Annotated in this window: 16 protein-coding genes; 6 read left to right on the top strand and 10 right to left on the bottom strand. The window is 65.7% G+C overall.

Features of this window, described 5'->3' with window-relative positions:
* Window positions 1-167: 167 nt before the first annotated feature.
* The 4 genes from HD883_RS23180 to HD883_RS23165 form a co-directional block, all read right to left on the bottom strand.
* Window positions 168-857 carry a nucleotide-binding protein gene (locus HD883_RS23180; protein WP_179589318.1) on the bottom strand — a complete coding sequence of 230 codons (690 nt, stop codon included), beginning with the start codon at window positions 855-857 and terminating at the stop codon, window positions 168-170.
* Complete coding sequence (locus HD883_RS23175) at window positions 854-2158, bottom strand: transglutaminase N-terminal domain-containing protein (protein ID WP_306455939.1); 1305 nt, start codon at window positions 2156-2158, stop codon at window positions 854-856. Before HD883_RS23175 ends, HD883_RS23180 begins: the two co-directional genes overlap by 4 nt.
* A gap of 5 nt (window positions 2159-2163) precedes the next feature.
* Window positions 2164-4743 carry a circularly permuted type 2 ATP-grasp protein gene (locus HD883_RS23170; protein WP_179589317.1) on the bottom strand — a complete coding sequence of 860 codons (2580 nt, stop codon included), beginning with the start codon at window positions 4741-4743 and terminating at the stop codon, window positions 2164-2166.
* 107 nt (window positions 4744-4850) lie between these two features.
* Complete coding sequence (locus HD883_RS23165; RefSeq protein ID WP_179589316.1) at window positions 4851-8315, bottom strand: transglutaminase family protein; 3465 nt, start codon at window positions 8313-8315, stop codon at window positions 4851-4853.
* Window positions 8316-8609: 294 nt separating this feature from the next.
* Between HD883_RS23165 and HD883_RS23160 the strand changes: the two genes are divergently transcribed.
* The 6 genes from HD883_RS23160 to HD883_RS23135 all read left to right on the top strand — a co-directional run bounded on the left by HD883_RS23160 (window position 8610) and on the right by HD883_RS23135 (window position 13139).
* Window positions 8610-8909 carry a 4a-hydroxytetrahydrobiopterin dehydratase gene (locus tag HD883_RS23160; RefSeq protein ID WP_179589315.1) on the top strand — a complete coding sequence of 100 codons (300 nt, stop codon included), beginning with the start codon at window positions 8610-8612 and terminating at the stop codon, window positions 8907-8909.
* Window positions 8910-8920: 11 nt separating this feature from the next.
* Window positions 8921-9790, top strand: coding sequence for a phenylalanine 4-monooxygenase (phhA, locus tag HD883_RS23155; protein WP_179589314.1), 870 nt, complete (start codon window positions 8921-8923; stop codon window positions 9788-9790).
* Between the two features lie 297 nt (window positions 9791-10087).
* A complete protein-coding gene (locus HD883_RS23150; RefSeq protein ID WP_179589313.1) occupies window positions 10088-11044 on the top strand; it encodes a ferritin-like domain-containing protein in 957 nt (318 codons plus the stop codon).
* A 208-nt stretch (window positions 11045-11252) separates the two neighbouring features.
* The gene (locus HD883_RS23145) at window positions 11253-12068 is read left to right on the top strand and encodes a ZIP family metal transporter (protein WP_218863641.1); all 816 of its coding nucleotides are present in this window, start codon (window positions 11253-11255) and stop codon (window positions 12066-12068) included.
* Between the two features lie 86 nt (window positions 12069-12154).
* Window positions 12155-12628, top strand: a complete 474-nt coding sequence (locus tag HD883_RS23140) for a MarR family winged helix-turn-helix transcriptional regulator (RefSeq protein ID WP_179589825.1) — start codon at window positions 12155-12157, stop codon at window positions 12626-12628.
* An 85-nt stretch (window positions 12629-12713) separates the two neighbouring features.
* On the top strand, window positions 12714-13139 hold the full coding sequence (locus HD883_RS23135) for an organic hydroperoxide resistance protein (RefSeq protein ID WP_179589311.1): 426 nt from the start codon (window positions 12714-12716) through the stop codon (window positions 13137-13139).
* A gap of 14 nt (window positions 13140-13153) precedes the next feature.
* Here HD883_RS23135 and HD883_RS23130 read toward each other — a convergent pair whose 3' ends face one another.
* The 6 genes from HD883_RS23130 to HD883_RS23105 form a co-directional block, all read right to left on the bottom strand.
* Window positions 13154-14956 carry a putative bifunctional diguanylate cyclase/phosphodiesterase gene (locus HD883_RS23130; protein ID WP_179589310.1) on the bottom strand — a complete coding sequence of 601 codons (1803 nt, stop codon included), beginning with the start codon at window positions 14954-14956 and terminating at the stop codon, window positions 13154-13156.
* 130 nt (window positions 14957-15086) lie between these two features.
* Complete coding sequence (locus tag HD883_RS23125) at window positions 15087-16544, bottom strand: MmgE/PrpD family protein (RefSeq protein ID WP_179589309.1); 1458 nt, start codon at window positions 16542-16544, stop codon at window positions 15087-15089.
* Window positions 16545-16554: 10 nt separating this feature from the next.
* The gene (locus HD883_RS23120; RefSeq protein WP_179589308.1) at window positions 16555-17304 is read right to left on the bottom strand and encodes an ABC transporter ATP-binding protein; all 750 of its coding nucleotides are present in this window, start codon (window positions 17302-17304) and stop codon (window positions 16555-16557) included.
* Between the two features lie 7 nt (window positions 17305-17311).
* Entirely contained in the window at window positions 17312-18160 is an 849-nt protein-coding gene (locus HD883_RS23115; RefSeq protein WP_179589307.1) for an ABC transporter permease, read from the bottom strand.
* Window positions 18161-18252: 92 nt separating this feature from the next.
* Entirely contained in the window at window positions 18253-19236 is a 984-nt protein-coding gene (locus HD883_RS23110; protein ID WP_179589306.1) for an ABC transporter substrate-binding protein, read from the bottom strand.
* 93 nt (window positions 19237-19329) lie between these two features.
* The gene (locus HD883_RS23105; protein ID WP_179589305.1) at window positions 19330-20091 is read right to left on the bottom strand and encodes a maleate cis-trans isomerase family protein; all 762 of its coding nucleotides are present in this window, start codon (window positions 20089-20091) and stop codon (window positions 19330-19332) included.
* Window positions 20092-20093: the final 2 nt, after the last annotated feature.

The raw sequence follows: 20093 nt of genomic DNA, 5'->3' as shown, positions 1-20093 counted from the left end.
TGCCTTGCGCGATGGTGTATCAGGGGTCGCGCCTGCCGGTCGGCAAGCGCGTGATGTCGAGAATGCACTGTAAAGACCCGCTTGCCGTCAGGGTGTAAGCAAGCATGTGCAACTGTCAGTAGATCACCACGCGAAAAGCCCGATGCATCGGGCTTTTCGGCTCATCGTCACACGCCGATACGTTCGAATTCAGCGTACGTCTTGTTGAGCCAGCTCTTGATCCGCTGACGCTCGAGCAAGCCGACCTGGCTGGGCGATGACGGATGGGTGACTGCCCAGAAGCTGCTGCTGTGCGCGTCGATCTTCTGCATGGTGCTGTCCTGCAGGCGGCGCAGGGTGACCACCTTGGCGCCCATCGTCGTGGCGCGCTTCAGTTCGGCCGACGCGTCCAGCACATGGAAGTCGCCTCCCCGCACTTCATTCTTGACCAGCACCAGGTCCAGCCGGCCGCCGACCGTATCAAGCAGCTTGCGCAGCAGGTCGACCGAGTCGCGTCCCGTGTCCATGACGTGCCAGTACGTGAGCGGCAGATCCATTTCCGACGACAGTTCCAGCAGGCTGGACTCTTCGATCCAGTGCAGCAACGCGTCTTGCGTCTGCGCGGCCAGGTCCACCAGCACTTCGGATTCGGGCTGGGCCACGGCCGTTTCAACGATCCGGTCCAGGCTGTCGTACTGGTCGATCCGCACCGGCGACGTGTAGTCGGCGTAGAAGCGCATCAGCGCGCCGTGCGACGGATCCGCATCGAAGCCGACGAACGGGCGTTCGCGATCGATGAAGTATTGCGCCAGAACGCGTGCGACCAGCGACTTGCCTACCCCGCCTTTTTCGCCGCCGATGAAATGCAGATGACTCATGGTGTGTCCTGTTGATGTTGCGTCTGTAGAGCTTGCGATGATTGATCTGGTGTCGGTTCGATGCGCTCGTGATCGGGCGCGACCGTGACGCGCACCGTCAGGTCGTGGCCGCCCCCGCCGCGGATCACGCCGCGCAGGGGCGTCACGTCGCCATAGTCACGGCCCCAGGCGAGCATGGCGTGACTGGCTGCCGGCACCATGCCGTTGGTGGGGTCCAGGTCCAGCCAGTCGTCCTGCCGGCCCAGCCCGGGACAATGGACCGCGACCCAGGCATGCGACGCATCGGCGCCGATCAGCCGCGCCTGCCCCGGGGGCGGCTGCGACATGAGGTAGCCGCTGACATATCTGGCGGCCTGGCCCACGGCGCGCAGGCAGCCCAGCATGACGTGCGCGAAATCCTGGCACACGCCGCGCCGCTGGGTGAACGCATCGATCATGGGCGTCGAGACGTCGGTACTGCACGACGCATAGGTGAAGTCGCCATGAACCCGCTGCATGAGATCGATGGCCGCCTCAGCCACCGGCCGGCCCGCGGTGAAGGACGCGCGCGCGTAATCGCGCAAGGGCGCCAGTATGGCGACGTACGGTGACGCAAACGTGAATTCCACTTCGGGGCGGAAGCTGCCGCCCGCCACGTAGCGCAGCGCGTGGGCAACCTCTTCCCAGGGCTGCGTGGCCTCGGGCGTGATGCCTTCGAATCGCGGACGCACGATGACCCGGCTGGTGGCGCTGACGCGCAACGCGTCGTGCGGGGCGTACATCTCGAAAATGCTGCGGGCGTTGCCGTAGACGTCGGTCTCGGTCGTGCAGTGCGACGGTTCCGGTTCGATGTCGAGCGCGAACGATTCCAGCCGCTGGCAGGGCTGATCCAGCGGCTTGAGGTAGGCCAGGTGATGCGCCTGTTCGACCCGCGCGGCGTAGTGATACAGCGTTTCGTGGATGATGGTGAGCGCGACGCTGCCATCGTCGGGGGACGACGGGGCATCGGACGACACCAGGGCGCCGCAGGGCGATGTCGGGAACGACTGCGACTGCCCATCTGGGCCCTGGCTTTGCCGCATGTTGCCCAGCACCTGTTCCTGCGATGGCAATTGACCCTGCATCTGGGTCTGCATCGGCATCTGCAGCTGTTCGGGCATGTCGGGCTGAAACGGCGTCGGCATCTGCCCGCCCGGCGACGGGTAGGCGTAGAAGGGGCCGTTGGGATCGAACTGCGGGTTCAAGGCGAACTGCGGGTTCTGCTCGAACTGAGGCTGCGGATCGAACGGCAGGTTCTGATCGGGCGGCGCGTTGGGATCCATGATTGTCATGCCCGGACCGCCCGCGGAAAGTCGATGGCGTGGCTGAAATACCGCCGGCCGATCTCGTCAGAAATGGCGCTGGCTGCGCGTGTCAATTGCGCGGCCAGGGCCAGCACGGCGCCATAGCGGCCATCGGCATCGCGCTCGCACAGGCTGGACAAGGTTACGCCCAGCCCTTCCGGCGGCAGCAAAGCCAGCATGGGATCGGGCCGCGACGGATCGCTTTTGGTGAAGCGCGCCAGTTCGCTGCGCAGTTCGGCGGCGATGCAGGCGAGCGACCGGGGATTGTCTTCGTCCAGCACCAGCAGATTGAGCAGCACCGGAATTTCGTGCCGGCTCTGGTAATAGGCCCGATAGGTGATCGTGCTGTCGAACACGTCGAGCAGCAAGGCAAAGCCCGATTCGAGCAGCACGGCGTTATCGGTGAACAGGCAGTCGAGCGACCGCGACATGACGGACAGGCGTTCGGTCTGCCGGCCAATGGTCAGCAGGCGCCAGCCGTCGTCACGCGTCATGCGGTCGGCCTGCGCTCCGGTAATGGCGGACAGGCGGGTGGCCAGGCGTTGCAGGGCTTCCTGCGCCCGCAGGGCCGAGTAGTCGGCACGGTCGTCGTCATCGGGGCCGTCGGCCAGGTCAGCCGTAAAGTCGTCGCCGGCGGCCAGGATCAGGCGCCAGTGGTCGGGCGACAAACGGTCGCGGATCTGCCCGGCCGAACTGGCCAGGGCGCGCAGGTTGTAGCGCACGCCCATGGTGGCGGTTTCGTCCGCCAGATATTTGAGCAAGCCCTGTTCGAAGGCGCGCGGCGATTCCATGGGCGCGGGGGACGGAATGAGGCCATTGCGTTCGCATAGCCGGGCTACCGCCACGAACATCTCACCGGAATCGACGGCGCCGCTGCCGAAGCGCTCCAGCGTCAGCCGGCCCAGCCGCACGCCCGTGTCGGCGCGTTCGGTATAGCGGCCCAGCCAGAACATGTTTTCGGCCGACCGGCTGGACACCGGGCGGCGCTTTTGCGACAGGTCTTCGGGGCTGAGCTGTTCGGGCAGCATCGAGAACATGTCGACCACGCCCGAGGTCATGACCCAGGTATCGACACTGCTGCCGCCGCTTTGCATGGACACGACGCGCTGGTCGCGCCCGCCGACCCGGGTCAGGCCGCCCGGCACGATGCTCCAGCTGCCCCGGCCGTCGGCCACGGCAAACATGCGCACCATGGCCGCGCGCGGCAGCAGATGCCCGCCGCTCCAGACCGGCGCCTGCGACAGCGGCAGATAGGCCTGCAGCGTGAAGGCGTCGGGGTCCGCGGCGATGCGCTCGCGCAATTCTTCGAGCTCTTCGGGCGACGCGTAGGCGCCGATGATGGGCTCGAACGCGGCATTGGCCTTGCGTTCGGGATAGGTCGGCTTGATCACCAGGGTCGACAGATACGGCAGCACCTGTTTGAGGGCGGCTTCTTCGCCGCACCACCACGACGCCAGCGACGGCAAGGTCAGGTCCTCGCCCATCAGCCGCTGCGCGATGGCCGGCAGGAAGCCGTTGAAGGCAGGCGATTCCAGGAAACTGGTGCCGAGCGAATTGGCGACCAGCACATTGCCCGCGCGCATCGCCTGCAGCAGGCCCGGAATGCCCAGCGTGGAATCCGACCGCAATTCCAGGGGGTCGCAAAAGTCGTCGTCCAGACGCCGCAACACGGCGTGCACGCGTTCCAGTCCATGCAGCGACTTCAGGAACAGCTGGTTGTCGCGCACCGTCAGGTCGCCCCCTTCAACCAGCGTCAGGCCCAGATAGCGTGCCAGGAAGGTCTGCTCGAAGTAGGTTTCGTTGTACGGCCCCGGGGTCAGCAGCACGATGCGCGGCGGGGTGCCGGGCGCCAGGTTCAATGGGCTGAGCCGGTACAGCATGTCGACCATGGTGCGGTAGCTGGCCGCCAGGTGCTGCACCCGCAGTTCGTGGAACGCCTCGTTGAACAGGTTGGAAATGGCCAGCCGATTTTCCAGCGCGTAGCCCATGCCGGACGGCGCCTGCGTACGTTGCGAGACGACCCACCACTTGCCATCGGGCGCGCGCGCCAGGTCGAACGCCACGATGTGCAGATAGGTGTCGCCCGGCGGTGTGAAGCCGCACAACGGGCGCAGATATCCCGGGTGGCCGTAGACCAGCGCCGACGGCACCAGGCCCTCGGTCAGCAGATGCTGTGGCCCGTAGATATCGGCCACGATGCGGTTGAGCAGCGTGGCGCGCTGGGTCAGGCCGGCTTCGAGGCCCTGCCATTCGTGGTCGGGAATGAGGAAAGGCAGCAGGTCGAGCGACCATAGCCGGGTGGGACCATCGGCATCGGCATAGATGTTGTAGGTGATGCCGTTTTCGCGGATCTGACGCGCGACCGCATCGGCACGTTCATCGAGATCGGAAAAGCCGGCGGGCCCCAGATGCTCGAAGAAGCTTTGCCAATGCTGACGCAGCGCCTTGCCGCGCGCCGCGTCGCGAAGTTCGTCGTAATGGCCGGTGCGTGCCGCCAGCGCCAGATGCAGCGCAGTCGCCACGGCGTCCTGGGACGCCTCGGTCGGAAAAAGCATAGAAGCCATCGGTCTACTCGGTGTGCTTGGGCCCCAGGGAGCGAGCCCTGGCGTTGCCCTCGGAACGGATCCGGACGGCGGCGGCGCGGCGGCAATGCCGCCGGCCTGCCATCAGGTCAATCGTGCCGCAGATCGAGTGAATACGGGAATTCACGTCCGGGGATGGCCGGTTCGACCACCATGCGCCCGGCCGTGTGGCCCATTCTAAGGAAGCGCGACAAACGCCGGCTTTCGGCTTCGTACGAATTGACGGGGAAGGTTTCAGGGTTGCGCCCGCCCGGATGAGCGACATGATACTGGCAGCCGCCCAGCGACCGCTGCGTCCAGGTATCGACGATATCGAACGTGAGCGGGGTGTGGATCGGGATGGTCGGGTGCAGCGCGGTCGGCGGCGCCCAGGCCTTGTAGCGCACGCCTGCCACGAATTCACCCACGCGGCCCGTGGGCTGCAAAGGCAAGGCGCGGCCGTTGACCGTGACCACGTAGCGGTTGTCGTTCAGGCCGGTGACCTTGACCTCGACCCGTTCCAGCGACGAATCCACATACCGCGCCGTGCCGGTGGACGAGCTTTCTTCGCCCATGACATGCCACGGTTCCAGGGCCGACCGGATCTGCAGCTGCACGCTGCGCGCCGCCACTTCCCCGAACAGCGGGAAGCGGAATTCGAAGTGCGGCGCGAACCAGGCGCGGTCGAACGCGTAGCCGGCCTCGTTCAGTTCGTCCAGCACGTCGTCGAAGTCCATGGCCACGTAGGTGGGCAGCAGGAAACGGTCGTGCAGTTCGGTGCCCCAGCGCGTGATCCGCGCCTTGTACGGCCGCTTCCAGAAGTAGGCGACCAGGGCCCGCAGCAGCAACTGCTGCGACAGGCTCATGCGGGCATGCGGCGGCATTTCGAACGCGCGCAGTTCCAGCAGGCCCAGGCGGCCGGTGGAACTGTCGGGCGAATAGAGCTTGTCGATGCAGAATTCCGACCGGTGGGTGTTGCCGGTGACGTCGATCAGGATGTTGCGCAAGGCGCGGTCGACCATCCACGGCGGGCAGTTGCCGCCATTGGCGGCCATCTGCTTGTCGATCTCTTGAATGGCGAGTTCGAGTTCGTAGATCTGGTCGTTGCGCGCTTCGTCCACCCGCGGCGCCTGGCTGGTCGGCCCGATGAACATGCCCGAGAACAGATAGGACAAGGACGGGTGGTTGATCCAGTACGCGATCAGGCTGGTCAGGACGTCGGGGCGGCGCAGGAACGGGCTGTCGGCCGGCGTGGCGCCGCCCAGCACGAAGTGGTTGCCGCCGCCGGTGCCGGTATGGCGGCCGTCGAGCATGAATTTTTCGGTCGACAGCCGCGTCTCGAACGCCGCCTGGTACAGGAATTCGGTGTGATCAACCAGATCAGCCCAATTGCTGGACGGATGGATGTTGACCTCGATCACGCCCGGATCCGGTGTGACGGCCAGCAGCTTCAGGCGCGGATCGCGTGGGGGCGGATAGCCCTCGATCACGATACGCATGGCCAGCTTGCGTGCCGTGGCTTCCACGGCGGCGACCAGTTCCAGATAGTGTTCGACGTCGGCCAGCGGCGGCATGAAGATATAGACGATGCCCTGGCGCGCTTCGACGCACAGCGCCGTACGGTTGATCCACGAGGCGGACTCGAACGGCGCCGGCACGCGGTCGGACTCGGACGGGGCGGCGCCGGCACCAGCACCAGCACCCGCACCCGCACCAGCACCTGTCGCTCCATCACGTCCGGCAATACCCGTTCCGGCATTGCGGCCGGCATCGGGCGCACGCCCCGGCGCAGCGGGCGCGGCGGCACTGGCACGCGACGGATCGCCCGCCGCATTGCGTTCCGCGGCCATGCCCGGCAGCTGCGCCCGGATCTGCACCGGGTCGGCCAGGCCGCCACGGGGTGCGAAAGGATCACGGTCGAACTGCTGCACGGCGTCGGCTTCGGACACCCACGGCAGCGAATCGAGCGGCAGGCGATAGCCCATGGGCGAATCACCCGGGAACAGGTACATCCGTTCGTCGCGGAAGAACCACGGTCCGGTCAGCCACGCCGGGCCGGTGTTGGCGTCGTTGCGGCGAATGGGCAGCGTGTAGCCGACCACCTTGTCCAGCTTCTGCTCGAACACCTTGCGCAGACGCGCACGTTCCATTTCATCGTCCAGCCGCGCGTCGAACGGGTCGACGTTGACCGGCAGGCGGCGTTCGCGCCACAGGTAATAGAAGACGTCTTCATAGCCGGGCGCGATCGTGCTGGTGCCCAGGCCCAGCAAGGTGGTCAGGCTTTCGATGAAGCGCTTGGCGTCGGCTTCGGTGTAATTGCCCGGTTCGCGTTCGTCGGCAAACAGGGAAGGATCTTCCCAGCACGGCTTGCCGTCGGCACGCCAGTAGATGGACAGCGCCCAGCGGGGCAGCTGTTCGCCGGGATACCACTTGCCCTGGCCAAAGTGCAGAAAGCCGCCGGCGCCGTACTTGGCGCGCAGCTTGTGCACGAGTTCGGTGGCAAAGCCCCGTTTGGTCGGGCCCAGCGCGGCAATATTCCATTCGGCGCCGTCGCGGTCGTCCACCGACACGAAGGTGGGCTCGCCGCCCATCGTCAGGCGCACGTCCATGGCCTTCAGGTCGGCATCGACCTGTTCGCCCAGCTTCAGCACCGATTGCCACTGGTCTTCGGTATACGGCTTGGTCACCCGGGGCGTTTCGAACACCCGCGTGACTTCCATGGTGTGTTCGAACTCGACCTCGGCCTTGTCGACCGCGCCGGTCACGGGGGCCGCGCTGCTCGGTTCCGGCGTCGCGGCCAGGGGGATGTGCCCTTCGCCCGCGAAGAGGCCCGACGTGGGATCCAGGCCGACCCAGCCTGCGCCCGGCAGATAGACCTCGCACCAGGCGTGCAGGTCGGTAAAGTCCGCCTCGGCGCCCGACGGGCCGTCCAGCGACTTGACGTCGGGCTTGAGCTGGATCAGGTAGCCGGACACGAACCGCGCGGCCAGGCCCAGCTGGCGCAGGGCTTCAACCAGCAGCCAGCCCGAATCGCGGCACGAACCCGCCGCCAGTTCCAGGGTTTCTTCAGGCGTCTGCACGCCCGGTTCCATGCGAATCAGGTAGCTGATGTCGTCATGCACCAGCTGGTTCAGGGCAACCAGGAAATCGATCGTGCGGCGCGGGCTGACGTCGATCCGGTCGACAAACTTCTTGAACAGCGGCGTCAGTTCGCCTTTGACGAGGTAAGGCGCGAGTTCGCGCGCCAAGGCGTCGTCGTACTTGAACGGGAAGTGCTCGCCTTCGGGTTCAAGAAAGAAGTCGAACGGATTGAGCACCGACATTTCGGCGACCAGATCGACGGTGATCTTGAATTCGGTGGTCTTGCTGGGGAAGGTCAGCCGCGCCAGGTAGTTGGCGAACGGGTCCTGCTGCCAGTTCACAAAGTGTTCGGCCGGTTCGATCGTGAGCGAATACGACAGGATGGGCGTGCGCGAATGCGGCGCGGGACGCAGCCGCACGACTTGCGGCGAGAGGGTAACGGGACGGTCGTAGCGGTAATGCGTGACGTGTTTTAAGGCAACTTGAATGGCCACGAGCGGCTCCGAGGGTGACGATACCGTTAAGACAAGAGCGTGGATTCAAGCAGAAAGCATGCCAATCCAGACCACACACGCGGACCTTCCGCGCGCACTTGGGCATAGTACGGTGACCCGGGGCGTTAGTGGCGGTGCAGCATGGGCAAATCTGTCCTGGGGCCGGTTTTTTGAATCAAATGCCACGATGTCTGGCCTTGACGGCCGAGCCTGGAGGAAACTGGCAGGGTCGAGGCCGGCAATGCGCACCGCCTTAGTGCGACCGCCGGCTGCCCCACCAGTCAGGAGAGAATCATGGAAAAGATGACGGCACATACCGCACACGTTCAGCTGGCCAGCCTGCCCCAATGGCATTTCGACGAAGCCCGGGGCGCCATCACCCGCGACTTCAAGTTCAAGGATTTTGCGCAGGCGTTCGCGTTCATGACCCAGATCGCCATCACCGCCGAAAAGCGCGACCATCATCCCGAGTGGTCCAACGTCTACAACAAGGTCCACATCCTGTTGACGACCCACGAAGCCAACGGCCTGACCCATCGGGACATCGACCTCGCCAAGTTTGCCGACGAAGCCTACGCCCGTTTTGCGCGCTAGCCATCATGCGGATGCCGACATCCCCCGCGGCCAAGCACGGCCTGGCTGCCGCCGACGCCCCGCCGCCCGAGCGGCCTGACTGGACCATTCCGCAAGACTGGTCCCGCTATGGCCCGGAAGACCATGCCACCTGGAAGACGCTGTTCGAGCGGCAATCCCGGCTGCTGCCGGGGCGGGCTTGCGACGCATTCGTGCAGGGCATGCGCGATCTGCCGATCGCGGCCGACCAGATTCCCGAATTCGATGCGCTGAGCGAGGTGCTGATGGCGCGCACCGGCTGGCAGGTGGTGGCGGTGCCGGGCCTGGTGCCCGACGAAGTGTTTTTCGATCATTTGGCCAACCGCCGCTTTCCGGCGGGCCAGTTCATCCGGCGGCCCGACCAGCTCGACTATCTGGAAGAACCCGATATCTTCCACGACGTGTTCGGCCATGTGCCGATGCTGATGAATCCGGCCATTGCCGATTACATCCAGGCCTACGGCAAGGGCGGACTGCGCGCGCAGCAGCTTGGCACCCTGGCGCAACTGGCGCGCGTCTATTGGTACACGGTGGAATTCGGCCTGATGCGCGAGGCGGGCGGGCTGCGCATCTATGGCGCCGGGATTGCGTCGTCGTTGACGGAAACCCGGTTCGCGCTGGACGATCCGTCGCCCAACCGCGTGGCGTTCGATCTGGAACGGGTGATGGCGACCCGGTACCGCATCGATGACTTCCAGGAGACCTATTTTGTGGTCGACAGCCTGGAAGCGGTCCTGGACCTGGCCAGCATCGACTTTGCGCCGGTATACGAACGGGTGTGGCAGCGCGAAGAACTGGCCCCGGGGCAGGTGCTGCCAACGGACACCGTGATTTCACGCGGCACGGGTGCCTACCACGGCTGAACCGCTGGAGCGCACTTTTATGCATGACGGCGCATCCCCCGTCATCCCGGTTGCCCTTTGCGTGACCTCCAGGTGAGAAGTCGTAGCATTTCGATCCATCTCATGGTGTTTACCCCTGCATCTGCGCCGTTTCCTGGCGGTTAGCACTCATACCGACACCGGCCCGCCCGAGCGGCTGCCTCGCACACGCGCGATGCGCCCCCGGACCCGTCTGCGCCTGGCCCGCCATCCGGCGAAAGAGACCTTCCGCGCCCTTGCGCACCGTGTCTCTCAGTGAGTTCTCCAGGAGTATCCACGATGTTCCAGAACGACAACGACAATGCCATCATCGACCTGCTCGACAAGCGGGTACGCAAACAAGAGCAACGCCGGCACTTCTTCCGGAAGTCCGCCGGCCTGACCGCCGGGCTGGCAACGGGTGTCATCCTTGGCGCCTGCGGCAGTTCAGGCGACGACGCTGTCGCGCAGACCGGCCCAACCGATCCCGAAATCCTGAACTTCGCACTGAACCTGGAATACCTGGAAGCCCAGTTCTATCAGATGGCCGCCTACGGCCGGACCCTGCCGGCCAACCTGCTGACGGGTGCCGGACGCCAAGGCGCGGTCAGCGGCGGGCACATCGTCCCGTTCAAGGATCCGCTGGTGGCTGCATACGCCAAGGAAATCGCGGACGACGAAGTCGCTCACGTCGCTTTCCTGCGTGCCGCCCTGGGCTCGGCTGCCGTGGCGCAACCTGCCATCAACATTGACGGCGCCAGTGCAACCGGTGCGTTCTCGGTCGCGGCGCGTGCCGCCGGCCTGATCACCGCCGGCCAGACCTTCGATCCGTACGCCGACGACAACAGCTTCCTGCTGGGCGCCTACATTTTCGAAGACGTGGGTGTGACGGCGTACAAGGGCGCATCGCCGCTGATCCAGAACAAGACCTTCCTGGAAGCCGCGGCCGGCATCCTGGCGGCCGAGGCCTATCACGCCGGCCTGGTCCGCGCGGTGCTGTACTCGAAGGGCCTGACATCTCAAGCGCAAGCCATTTCGGATGCCCGCGATTCGCTGGATGGTGCCACCGATCTGGACCAGGGCATCGGGACCGCTACCGTGTCCAACATCGTGCCGCTGGATGCCAATGGCATCGCCTACAGCCGCACGCCGGGCCAGGTGCTGAACATCGTGTTCCTGAACAAGGCCGCCGTGACGCAGGGTGGGTTTTTCCCTGCAGGGGTCAACGGAACGCTTGCGATGAGCGCGCCTAACTGATGTCATGAAGGATGGCGCGCGGCAAGTGCTTGCACCGCCGCGCGCCCTGCCCTTTTTTCCGCACGTTCCCCGCACACCCTGACCACCCGTCAGCGAGGAGTCCGACATGGACAGCTCTGCCCTGGAGTCTTCCGGTAAACGCCCGGATCATCCTTCCGCCTGGACGTGGCGGCGGCTGCTCGGCTTCGGCATTGTCGCGACCGGTGTCATGGTGCTGCTGGGCGACCTCTATTTTTGGCTCGCGGCGCAAAACCCGCGGGTGCAGGACGCGTTGCTGGCGGGTTCGCTTGCCGCCTTCGCGACGGCCCTGGGCACCGTGCCCGTGGCGCTGTCCCAGACTTTTTCCCAACGCGTGTCCGACTCCGTGATGGGCTTTGGCGCGGGCGTGATGCTTGCCGCCAGCGCGTTTTCATTGGTGATCCCGGGCATTGCCGCGGCCAAGGCGCAAGGCGCCGGGGCGTGGGGTGCGGGCGGGATCGTGGGCGGCGGCATCCTGGTGGGCGCCCTGCTGCTGTTGCTGCTGGACCGGCTGGTGCCGCACGAACACTTCGTGAAGGGTCTGGAAGGTCCGAGCGCCCGCGCCATGAAACGCGTGTGGCTGTTCGTGCTGGCCATCACCTTGCACAACCTGCCTGAAGGCATGGCGATCGGCGTGGCCTTTGGCGGCACCGACACGCTGGGCGCGCAGGCGCTGGCCACCGGCATTTCGATTCAGGACATGCCGGAAGGCCTGGTCGTGGCCATGGCCCTGCGCGGCGTGGGCTACCGCAAGCTGACCGCCGTGGGGCTGGGGATTCTGTCGGGGCTGATCGAACCAATCGCGGCTGTGTTCGGCGCCGCGGCGATCGGCCTGTCGGCAGGCCTGCTGCCCTGGGGCCTGGCCATGGCCGCAGGCGCCATGCTGTTCGTGATAAGCCACGAAATCATTCCCGAATCGCATCGCCAGGGGCACGAGACCTGCGCCACGGTGGGCCTGATGCTGGGCTTTGTGGTGATGATGCTGCTGGATACGGCCCTGTCATGAACGACGACCGCAACGACCACCGTGCCGACGACCTTTCCGACTCTGCACAATCAAATCGTTTGACATTCAATCGCACGCTATCTAATATGCAAGCCATGGACACGAAGACATTGCCCGATCCGGCAACCCGCAATCTTCTGGCGCTCGACGGCCAGCTGTGTTTTGCCCTGTATTCCACCTCGCTGGCCATGAGCAAGGTGTATCGCAAGCTGCTCAAGGACCTGAACCTGACCTACCCGCAATACCTGGTCATGCTGGTGCTGTGGGAAAAAGACGCTGTGACGGTGTCCGAGATTGGCGAGCATCTGTTCCTGGACTCGGCCACGCTCACCCCGCTGCTGAAGCGGCTTGAGGCGGCGGGTCTGGTGAGCCGGGTGCGGGCTGCGCACGATGAACGTCAAGTCATCGTGTCATTGACCGACACCGGGCGAGACCTGCGCGAGCAGGCCATCGGGGTCCCGACGGGTGTGTTTTGCGCAACCGAATGCAGTATCGATGAACTGGACACCATGACTCGCCAACTGGCGGGCCTGCGTGCCCGACTGATCCAGAACGGCTGACCGGGCCGACCCACCCGGTTTTTTATTGGCTTATTTAAATAGCACGCGATTTATTCACCAACAATATAATCTTCAAGGAATCACCATGTCGCTCGATAAAGTCCTGTATACCGCCAACGCTACCGCTACCGGAGGCCGTGAAGGCCGTGCCGTGTCTTCCGACAACGTGCTCGACGTCAAGCTGACCACCCCGCGCGAACTGGGCGGCAACGGCGCCGAAGGCACCAACCCGGAGCAGCTGTTCGCGGCGGGCTACTCGGCATGCTTCCTGGGCGCCATGAAATTTGTTGGCGGCCGCGACAAGATCGCCGTTCCGGCTGCGACTACCGTCCATGGTGCAGTCAGCATCGGCCCGATCCCGACCGGCTTCGGCATCCAGGTGGAACTGCAGATCGCCCTGCCAGGCCTCGCCCGTGACGAAGCCGAACGCCTGGTGAACGCCGCCCACATCGTGTGCCCGTATTCGAACGCAACGCGCGGCAACATCGACGTCACCCTGACGATCCTGTAAACGCGGGCAGATTGCTATCCGCCGCGATACTCGCGAACGAAGGCGTCGATGTCTGACGCCGGGATCGGCCGCGACAGGTAATAGCCCTGCGCCTCGTCACACTGCCAGTCCTGCAGCAGGCGCAGGGTGCGCGCATCTTCCACGCCTTCGGCCACGGTGCGATAGCCCAGGTCGCGGGCCAGGTCCAGGATCGCGCGCGTGATGTGCTGGTCGCGTGGGATGTCGGGCAGGTGCCGCACCAGGCTCTGGTCGAGCTTGACGATGCTGGCCGGGATGTCGCTCAGGTAGCCGAAGTTGCTGTAGCCCGTGCCAAAGTCATCGATCGCCAGGTTCACGCCATCGGCCACCATGTCGGCCAGTTGCCGCGCGACGGATGCATTGCGGTACAGCCACTCCCCTTCCGTCACTTCGACTTCCAGCCGATCGGGGGCAATGCCGTGCCGTGCGCAGGCGTCGCGCAAGGCATCCGGCAAGGCGTCCCCGTCGAAATCCCGCGCCGACAGATTGACCGACACACGCAGGTCCGGGCAGGTGGAAGACCACCGCGCCAGTTGCGCCAGGGCCGCGTCCACGACCCACAAGGTCAGCGGCTGCATCAGGGCCGTGCGCTCGACCACCGGAATGAATTCGGCCGGGCCGACTTCCCCTAGCCTGGGATGCGCCCACCTCAGCAAGGCTTCGACTGCCGTGACCCGGCCCGAGGTCAGGTCCACCCGCGGCTGGTAGACCAGATACAGCTGATGCTCGGCCAACGCCCGGGGCATGTCGACGGCCAGCCGGAAGTTGCGGCGAAAGCGCGCGTCGCGATCGGCGTCGTACCAGGTCCACGGACGGTGTTCCTTCAACGACGCGGTGACCGCGCTCATGGCCTGCCGCAGCGCATCCCCCAGGCCGCCGTCTTCCAGCCGCAGTTCGACCAGGCCCAGGTGCACATCGGGCTGCAGCGGCACCGATTCGATCACCAGCGTGCGGCTGGCCACGGCAATCAGTTCGGTCAGGAAGGCGTGATGATCCGTCGTGCGATCGTTCGCCATCACGAAGGCATAGCGGCTGGTGCCCACGTGATACAGCGTGGCGACGCCCGCCAGATGCTTGCTGACATTGACGCCCACTTCGTAGATCAGGGTTTCGACCGCCTTGATGCTGAGCGCCTGCCCCATGTCGATGGCGCGGGCCAGATCCATGACTTCGATCAGCACCAGCAACCGGTCTTCGCCGCGGTACAGGGTGGGAAGCGCCTGCAGGTGGCGCACGAACTGCTGGCGGTTGGGCAGGCCGCTGACCGCGTCGCGATGGCCCACCACCTGGCGCAGCGCCACCTGCGTCATGACCATCTGGGCCAGGGACAACAAGTGTGTACGCTCGATATCCGTCAGGCTGCGAGGGCGGAAATCGATCAGGCAGAGGGTGCCGATGGCATGCCCCGAGTCGGTCACCAGCGGGGCGCCGGCATAGAACTGGATACCGGGGCTGTCAATGACGAGCGGGTTGCTGGAAAAGCGGGTGTCGGTGGTCAGGTCGGCGACCTCGAACAGGCCGCGTTGCTGGATGGCGTGGGCGCAGATGGAGACTTCGCGCGCCGTGCCGGTCAAGTCGGTCCCGACCCGCGACATGAACTTCTGCCGATCGCGATCCACCAGGGAAATGAGCACTACCGGCATGTCGAAACAGAAGGCCGCCAGCCGCGTGATCTGATCGAAATTCTCGTCATGCACGATGTCCAGCAGATCGAGCGCGTGCAACACATCCAGGCGCGCCTGTTCCCTTTCTGCGTCGTCGCGCATGATGTCCCGGTGGTATCCGATGATGGTAGCCACAAGGATAATCCATGGGTTGAAGCGGGATGAAGCCCCAGTACGTTACGGCGAGGCGACCGGATCAACGGGTGCCAAGGCGTGCCCTGACGCAGTCCGCGCCAGCACTGCATTTCCCACGGATCAGCAGGGGTCAGGCGTGGCTGCGCAGCGGCATGGCAAGTGTTGCGCCATCGCCTAATCCGTCTACTACGCCTGATGCGCCGGCTGGCGTCCACAGGTCGGCGTAACGATCCTGGTGCAGGCGCACGGCGTCGTCCGACCAGGCGCCGGCGCGCAGCAGGCGCTCGATCAGTGCATCCAGTTCGCCATCGGAGAGCGGGCATTCCGGATCGCCTGGGGCGTCGGGGGCGTCGAAGGAACGGGTCGTCCCGTCTGCCATCGTGAACGCCAGGCTTGCCCCGAAGTGGGCGGGGTAGGCCTGCGTCATGGCTGGGGAGACAGCCAGGGTGACCTTGGCGCGCAGCCGGGCGACGTCGGGATCCTGGCGCGCCCCGGCTTCAAAGGCGTCGAAGCCCGGGGACCCGCGCAGCAAGGTGATCGCCACGGCGTGCTGCAGGCTGAAGCGCGCCTGCTGCAGGTCGGTCGGCGACGGCGCATCACAGAAAGCAATGGCGTCGGGGTAGGTCTGGACGATGATCGAGGTGATGGCGGGCGGGGTGGCGGGCGGAGTGGCTTCTGGCGTCGCGGCACGGCCGGAGTCCAGGCTGACGCCGCGGCTTGCCGGCGACGCCGCGCCGGTGGCACCGAACGCGGCGCGTGCCGCCAGCGCCGCCGCCATCGCCGGATGCGCGTGGCGGCAGGCCGGCCAGGGCTTGAAGCTGGTCTCGTGCAGTCGCCATGCGCCCTGCGGATCGGACACCAGCCGGTCGGGCTGCGCGTCGGGACACATGACCTTGAAGAAGCCCTTGTCACCCTCGAACGCGTGCGCCGGGCCGCGCAGGCCGGCGCGCGCCATTGCCGCGGCAGCCAGGCCAAGCTGGCTGGCCTGCGAGGTATGCCACGGCTTGCCGTCGCTCGGTTCCAGGCGAATCTGCCATAGCCCGGACGCCCGCGTCGCGGCCAGCGACAACGCGTGCGCGGTGGCGGCCGCATCCAGGCCGAACATCGACGCCGCGGCGGCGGCCGCGCCAAATCCGCCGCACGTGGCGGTCGTGTGCCACTGGACATAATGCGCCGGGCCGACCGACAGCCCCGCCCGAATGGCGGCGTCGTAGCCCCGCACGATGGCATCGGCCATGTCCGCGGCCGAACTGCCGAGCACACGGGCCAGATGCCGCACGACCGGAATCACGACCGGGCCGGGATGGACCAGGGCCGCGCGATGGGTGTCGTCGAGTTCATCGAGGCTGCCCAGGGAAGCCTCGAACAGAAAGTGGGCCATGTCGGTGGACGACATGACCGGCAGGCCCAGGCTCGCGGCCTGCCACAGCGGCTCGCCCAGTTCCGCGGCGGCGACGCGGGCCGCCGCGCCGGTCCAGTACGACAGGTGCCGGAAGGCGCGGCGCCGATCGGCGTCGGCCACGGGCCGGGCCAGGATGTCGGCCAGTTGGCGGGCCATGGGCAAGGTCCCGGCGGTCAGGGCAGCCATGGCCACGTCCTCAGTGCCGCATCTTTTGCAGGATGTCCCGCTTCAGCTCGTTGAACACGTCACCCGTGATCAGGTCGAGCGTGCGCGGCCGTTCGATCGGCACGGGAATCCGCGTGGCGATCCGCCCCGGCCGGGCCGACATCACGTAGATGGTGTCCGCCAGCAGAATGGCTTCATCGATATCGTGCGTGACGAACACCACCGTGGTCCGCAGGTTCTGCCAGACCGACAGCAGCAATTCCTGCATGGTCAGGCGGGTCTGGGCATCCAGCGCGCCAAACGGCTCGTCCATCAACAGCACTTGCGAGCCCAGCGTCAGCACCCGGGCGATGCCCACGCGCTGGCGCATGCCGCCCGACAACTGCACGGGCAAGGCTTTGGTGAAGGCCGACAGGCCGGTGATCTCGAGCATGTCCTTGGCGCGCTGTTCGTACTGCGCCTTGGGCAGACCCGCCGTCTTGGGGCCGAAGATCACGTTTTCCCATACGTTCAGCCAGGGAAACAGCGCGGCTTCCTGGAACACCACGCCCCGTTCCGGCCCTGGCCGGGTGACCGGCTTGCCGCCGACCAGCAGGCTGCCGCCCGACGCCGACTCGAAGCCCGCGATCATGTTCAGCAGCGTGGACTTGCCGCAGCCCGACGGGCCCAGCAGGGCCACGAATTCGCCGGCCTGGACGTGCAGGTCGATGTTGTCGAGGGCGTGGACCGGCGTGGCGCCGGGATAGGTCTTGCTCAGTTGCGAAATGGAAATGTCTGACATCTGGGGCTCAATGATTTTGCAGAATGCGCCAGACCAGCACGCGACGTTCGATGAGCACGATCAGGCGATCGCTGATGAAACCCATCAGGCCGATCGACACCATGTCGGCCAGCACGATGTCCATGCGGCCCACGTAATACGCGTCCCACAGCACATAGCCCAGGCCCGACTTGACCGCGACCATTTCGGACACGATCACGGCCGTCCACGAAATGCCCAGGCCGATGCGCAGCCCGGTAAAGATCGAAGGCATGGCAGCCGGCAACACCACGCGGCGCAGCACCTGGCCCGACGACGCGCCCATCATGCGGGCGGCACGGACCAGATTGCGGTCGACGTCGCGCGCGCCCTGGGTGGTGTTGACGATGATGGCGTAGAAGCCGCCCAGGAAGATCAGGAAGATCGAGCCCATGTCGCGGATGCCGAACACGGCGATCGAAAACGGCAGCCAGGCAGTGATAGGAATCGGGCGCATGCCCTGCACCAGCGGGTCCAGCATCAATGACGTGACGCGGCTCCAGCCGATGGCCAGCCCGATCGGAATGCCCAGCGCCATGGCCAGGATGAATCCTTGCGCGACGCGCATCGTGCTGTATTGCACGTTACCGAACCAGGTGCCCAGGTAGGGGTTCAAGCCCATGCCCGGATTCCCGAACATCCAGTCATACCAGGCGCGGCCGACCTGCATCGGCACGGGCACGACGCCCGACATGGCGCTCGATTGGCCCACCAGTTGCCACAGCACCAGGATCAGCACCGGCACGCAGGCACCCAGTGCGAAGCGGCCCAGTGCGCGGCTCGACCCGGCCCAGGCGCCGGACGGCACAGTTGCCGGCTTCAATACGGAAGTGGTCATTCAGCTTCTCCAGAAACGCGGCCGGAAATCGGCCGCGCAATAGCCACCGGGCCAACGCGTGTTCCACGCCGCCCGGTTGCCGTACGACGTGCTTAGCGCTTCATGACCGCTTCGGCCAGCGACGGATCCCACACCGTGTTGACGGTGCCGCTCACGTCCTTGGGAATGATGCCCAGCGTGTTGAAGGTCTTGGCCTGGCGCTGCAACTGCGGCAGGTCCAGCACGCCGCCCAGCTTGATCAGCTTGACCGATTCGCGCGTGACTTCGATCGGCAGGCCAGTGTATTTGGCATAGGCCTGCGCGAACCCTTCGGGGTCTTTCGCCATCTTTTCTTCGGCGCTTTTATAGGCCCACATGAAGCACTTCAAGGCCTCGGGCTTGTTCTTGAGCGCTTCCCGCGTGGCGGCGAGCAGGCCCAGTTCGGCGCCCACGGCCTTGGACTGGCTGTACTCGATCTTGCGTGCAAAGAAGGCGGTGTTCTTGGCCACCAGTTGCGATTCGAACGGTTCCCACACGGCCACCGCATCGACGTCGCCGCGTTCCAGCGCCTGCACGAAGGCCGTGCCGCCGCCCTGGATGTTGACGGCCGTGAACGAGGTGTACGGAATGTTCTTTTCGGTCAGCGTGGCCGCCCACTGGAACCACACGGCGGACCCTGGCGCGATACCGATGCGCTTGCCTTTCAGGTCGGCCCAGTCTTCCAGCTTCACGCCTTTCTTGACCACCAGGTACTTAGGCGACGACGCCACGCCTGACAGGCCGACGATGCGGTCGCTGCCTTGCGACAAGGCGATCGCCAGGTCGGCCGGGCCAATGCCCGACACGTCCACCGACCCCGACAGCAAGGCCGTGCGCGCATCGGCATACCGGACGAATTCGACCGGCTTGACCTCGACGTTGCAGGCCTTGAGCGGCTCGGCCACGTCCATCATGGGCGACAGGTGACCGACCTTCACGTACCCGATCGTCAGGGTTTCCTTGCGCGGCGATGGGGCCGGCTGCGGGCCGACCGCAAAGGCGCCACCGGCGTAGGCGGCGAGGAGTGCAATGCTCAGTACACGGTGCTGGATCTTCATGCCTTACCCCTGGTTCTTATTGGAGGAATGGAAACGCCGGCGCGCCATGGTGGCGGGCCGGCGGTACAGCAGATGGTGCGGTTGCGGCAGCGATCAGAATTCGGCAAACAGACGGCCGTAGCCTTCCTTGCGATCCTGGATGCCGATGCTGCGCAGAGCGTTCCAGTAGGTCGCGACGTTCACGCCGATCAGCGGCTTGCCACTGGCCTTCTCGATATCTTCGGTAATGGCGCTCACGGGCAGGTTGGTGCCCACGTGCACGAAGGCTTCGGCATCGGGGTGGTCCAGTTCCAGGAAGGCCTTGCGGATGGTGTCGAGCGACGTGCGCGCCACATTGGTCGGACCCTGGCACTTCAGGCCCACCTGCGACACGACGTCAAAGCCGCTATCCACGAAAAACGAGCGGATCAATTCGTCGGCCGGCGGCCAGTAGGGCGTCAGCACCGCGATACGCTTGAAGCCCATGGCTTCCAGGCCGCGGACCACCGACACCGACGGCGTCATGAACGGCACGCCGGCCAGCTGCGCCAGGCGGTCCTGGTCGGCCTGCGCGCGGTCGATGTTGCCGCGGAAGGAATGGATCGAATGCCCGTGCGCGATGACGTCCGGCTCGCAATTGACGAGCAGGCGGACGGCTTCGGCCAGATTGCCCTCTTCCGTGTCGAGCGCCTCGCGATACTTCTTCATATCGTCGTAAGGGCGGGTCGGCAACTCCATGCGCATCACGTGGTTGGTCACGCCCGGAACACGCATGCCTTCGTATTCAGGCTGCACCACTGTGTTGGTGGAGGGGACGATCGCGCCAAGAATGGCGCGGTAGCCGAGGGTATCGGGAATCGGAGAAGACTTAGCCATGG

Origin of the sequence: Pigmentiphaga litoralis (assembly GCF_013408655.1) — a bacterium.
Classification (GTDB): domain Bacteria; phylum Pseudomonadota; class Gammaproteobacteria; order Burkholderiales; family Burkholderiaceae_B; genus Pigmentiphaga; species Pigmentiphaga litoralis_A.
The sequence above is the reverse complement of the archived record's forward strand: the minus strand, read 5'-3'. Positions and strand labels throughout refer to the sequence as shown.

Coding starts and splice junctions, on each gene's coding strand:
- HD883_RS23160 (WP_179589315.1), top strand. CDS start 8,610: ATGGAAAAGATGACGGCACATACCGCACACGTTCAGCTGGCCAGCCTG.
- HD883_RS23110 (WP_179589306.1), bottom strand. CDS start 19,236: ATGAAGATCCAGCACCGTGTACTGAGCATTGCACTCCTCGCCGCCTAC.
- HD883_RS23135 (WP_179589311.1), top strand. CDS start 12,714: ATGTCGCTCGATAAAGTCCTGTATACCGCCAACGCTACCGCTACCGGA.
- HD883_RS23115 (WP_179589307.1), bottom strand. CDS start 18,160: ATGACCACTTCCGTATTGAAGCCGGCAACTGTGCCGTCCGGCGCCTGG.
- HD883_RS23170 (WP_179589317.1), bottom strand. CDS start 4,743: ATGGCTTCTATGCTTTTTCCGACCGAGGCGTCCCAGGACGCCGTGGCG.
- HD883_RS23140 (WP_179589825.1), top strand. CDS start 12,155: ATGCAAGCCATGGACACGAAGACATTGCCCGATCCGGCAACCCGCAAT.
- HD883_RS23105 (WP_179589305.1), bottom strand. CDS start 20,091: ATGGCTAAGTCTTCTCCGATTCCCGATACCCTCGGCTACCGCGCCATT.
- HD883_RS23125 (WP_179589309.1), bottom strand. CDS start 16,544: ATGGCTGCCCTGACCGCCGGGACCTTGCCCATGGCCCGCCAACTGGCC.
- HD883_RS23145 (WP_218863641.1), top strand. CDS start 11,253: ATGGTGCTGCTGGGCGACCTCTATTTTTGGCTCGCGGCGCAAAACCCG.
- HD883_RS23180 (WP_179589318.1), bottom strand. CDS start 857: ATGAGTCATCTGCATTTCATCGGCGGCGAAAAAGGCGGGGTAGGCAAG.
- HD883_RS23150 (WP_179589313.1), top strand. CDS start 10,088: ATGTTCCAGAACGACAACGACAATGCCATCATCGACCTGCTCGACAAG.
- HD883_RS23120 (WP_179589308.1), bottom strand. CDS start 17,304: ATGTCAGACATTTCCATTTCGCAACTGAGCAAGACCTATCCCGGCGCC.
- phhA (WP_179589314.1), top strand. CDS start 8,921: ATGCCGACATCCCCCGCGGCCAAGCACGGCCTGGCTGCCGCCGACGCC.
- HD883_RS23175 (WP_306455939.1), bottom strand. CDS start 2,158: ATGGATCCCAACGCGCCGCCCGATCAGAACCTGCCGTTCGATCCGCAG.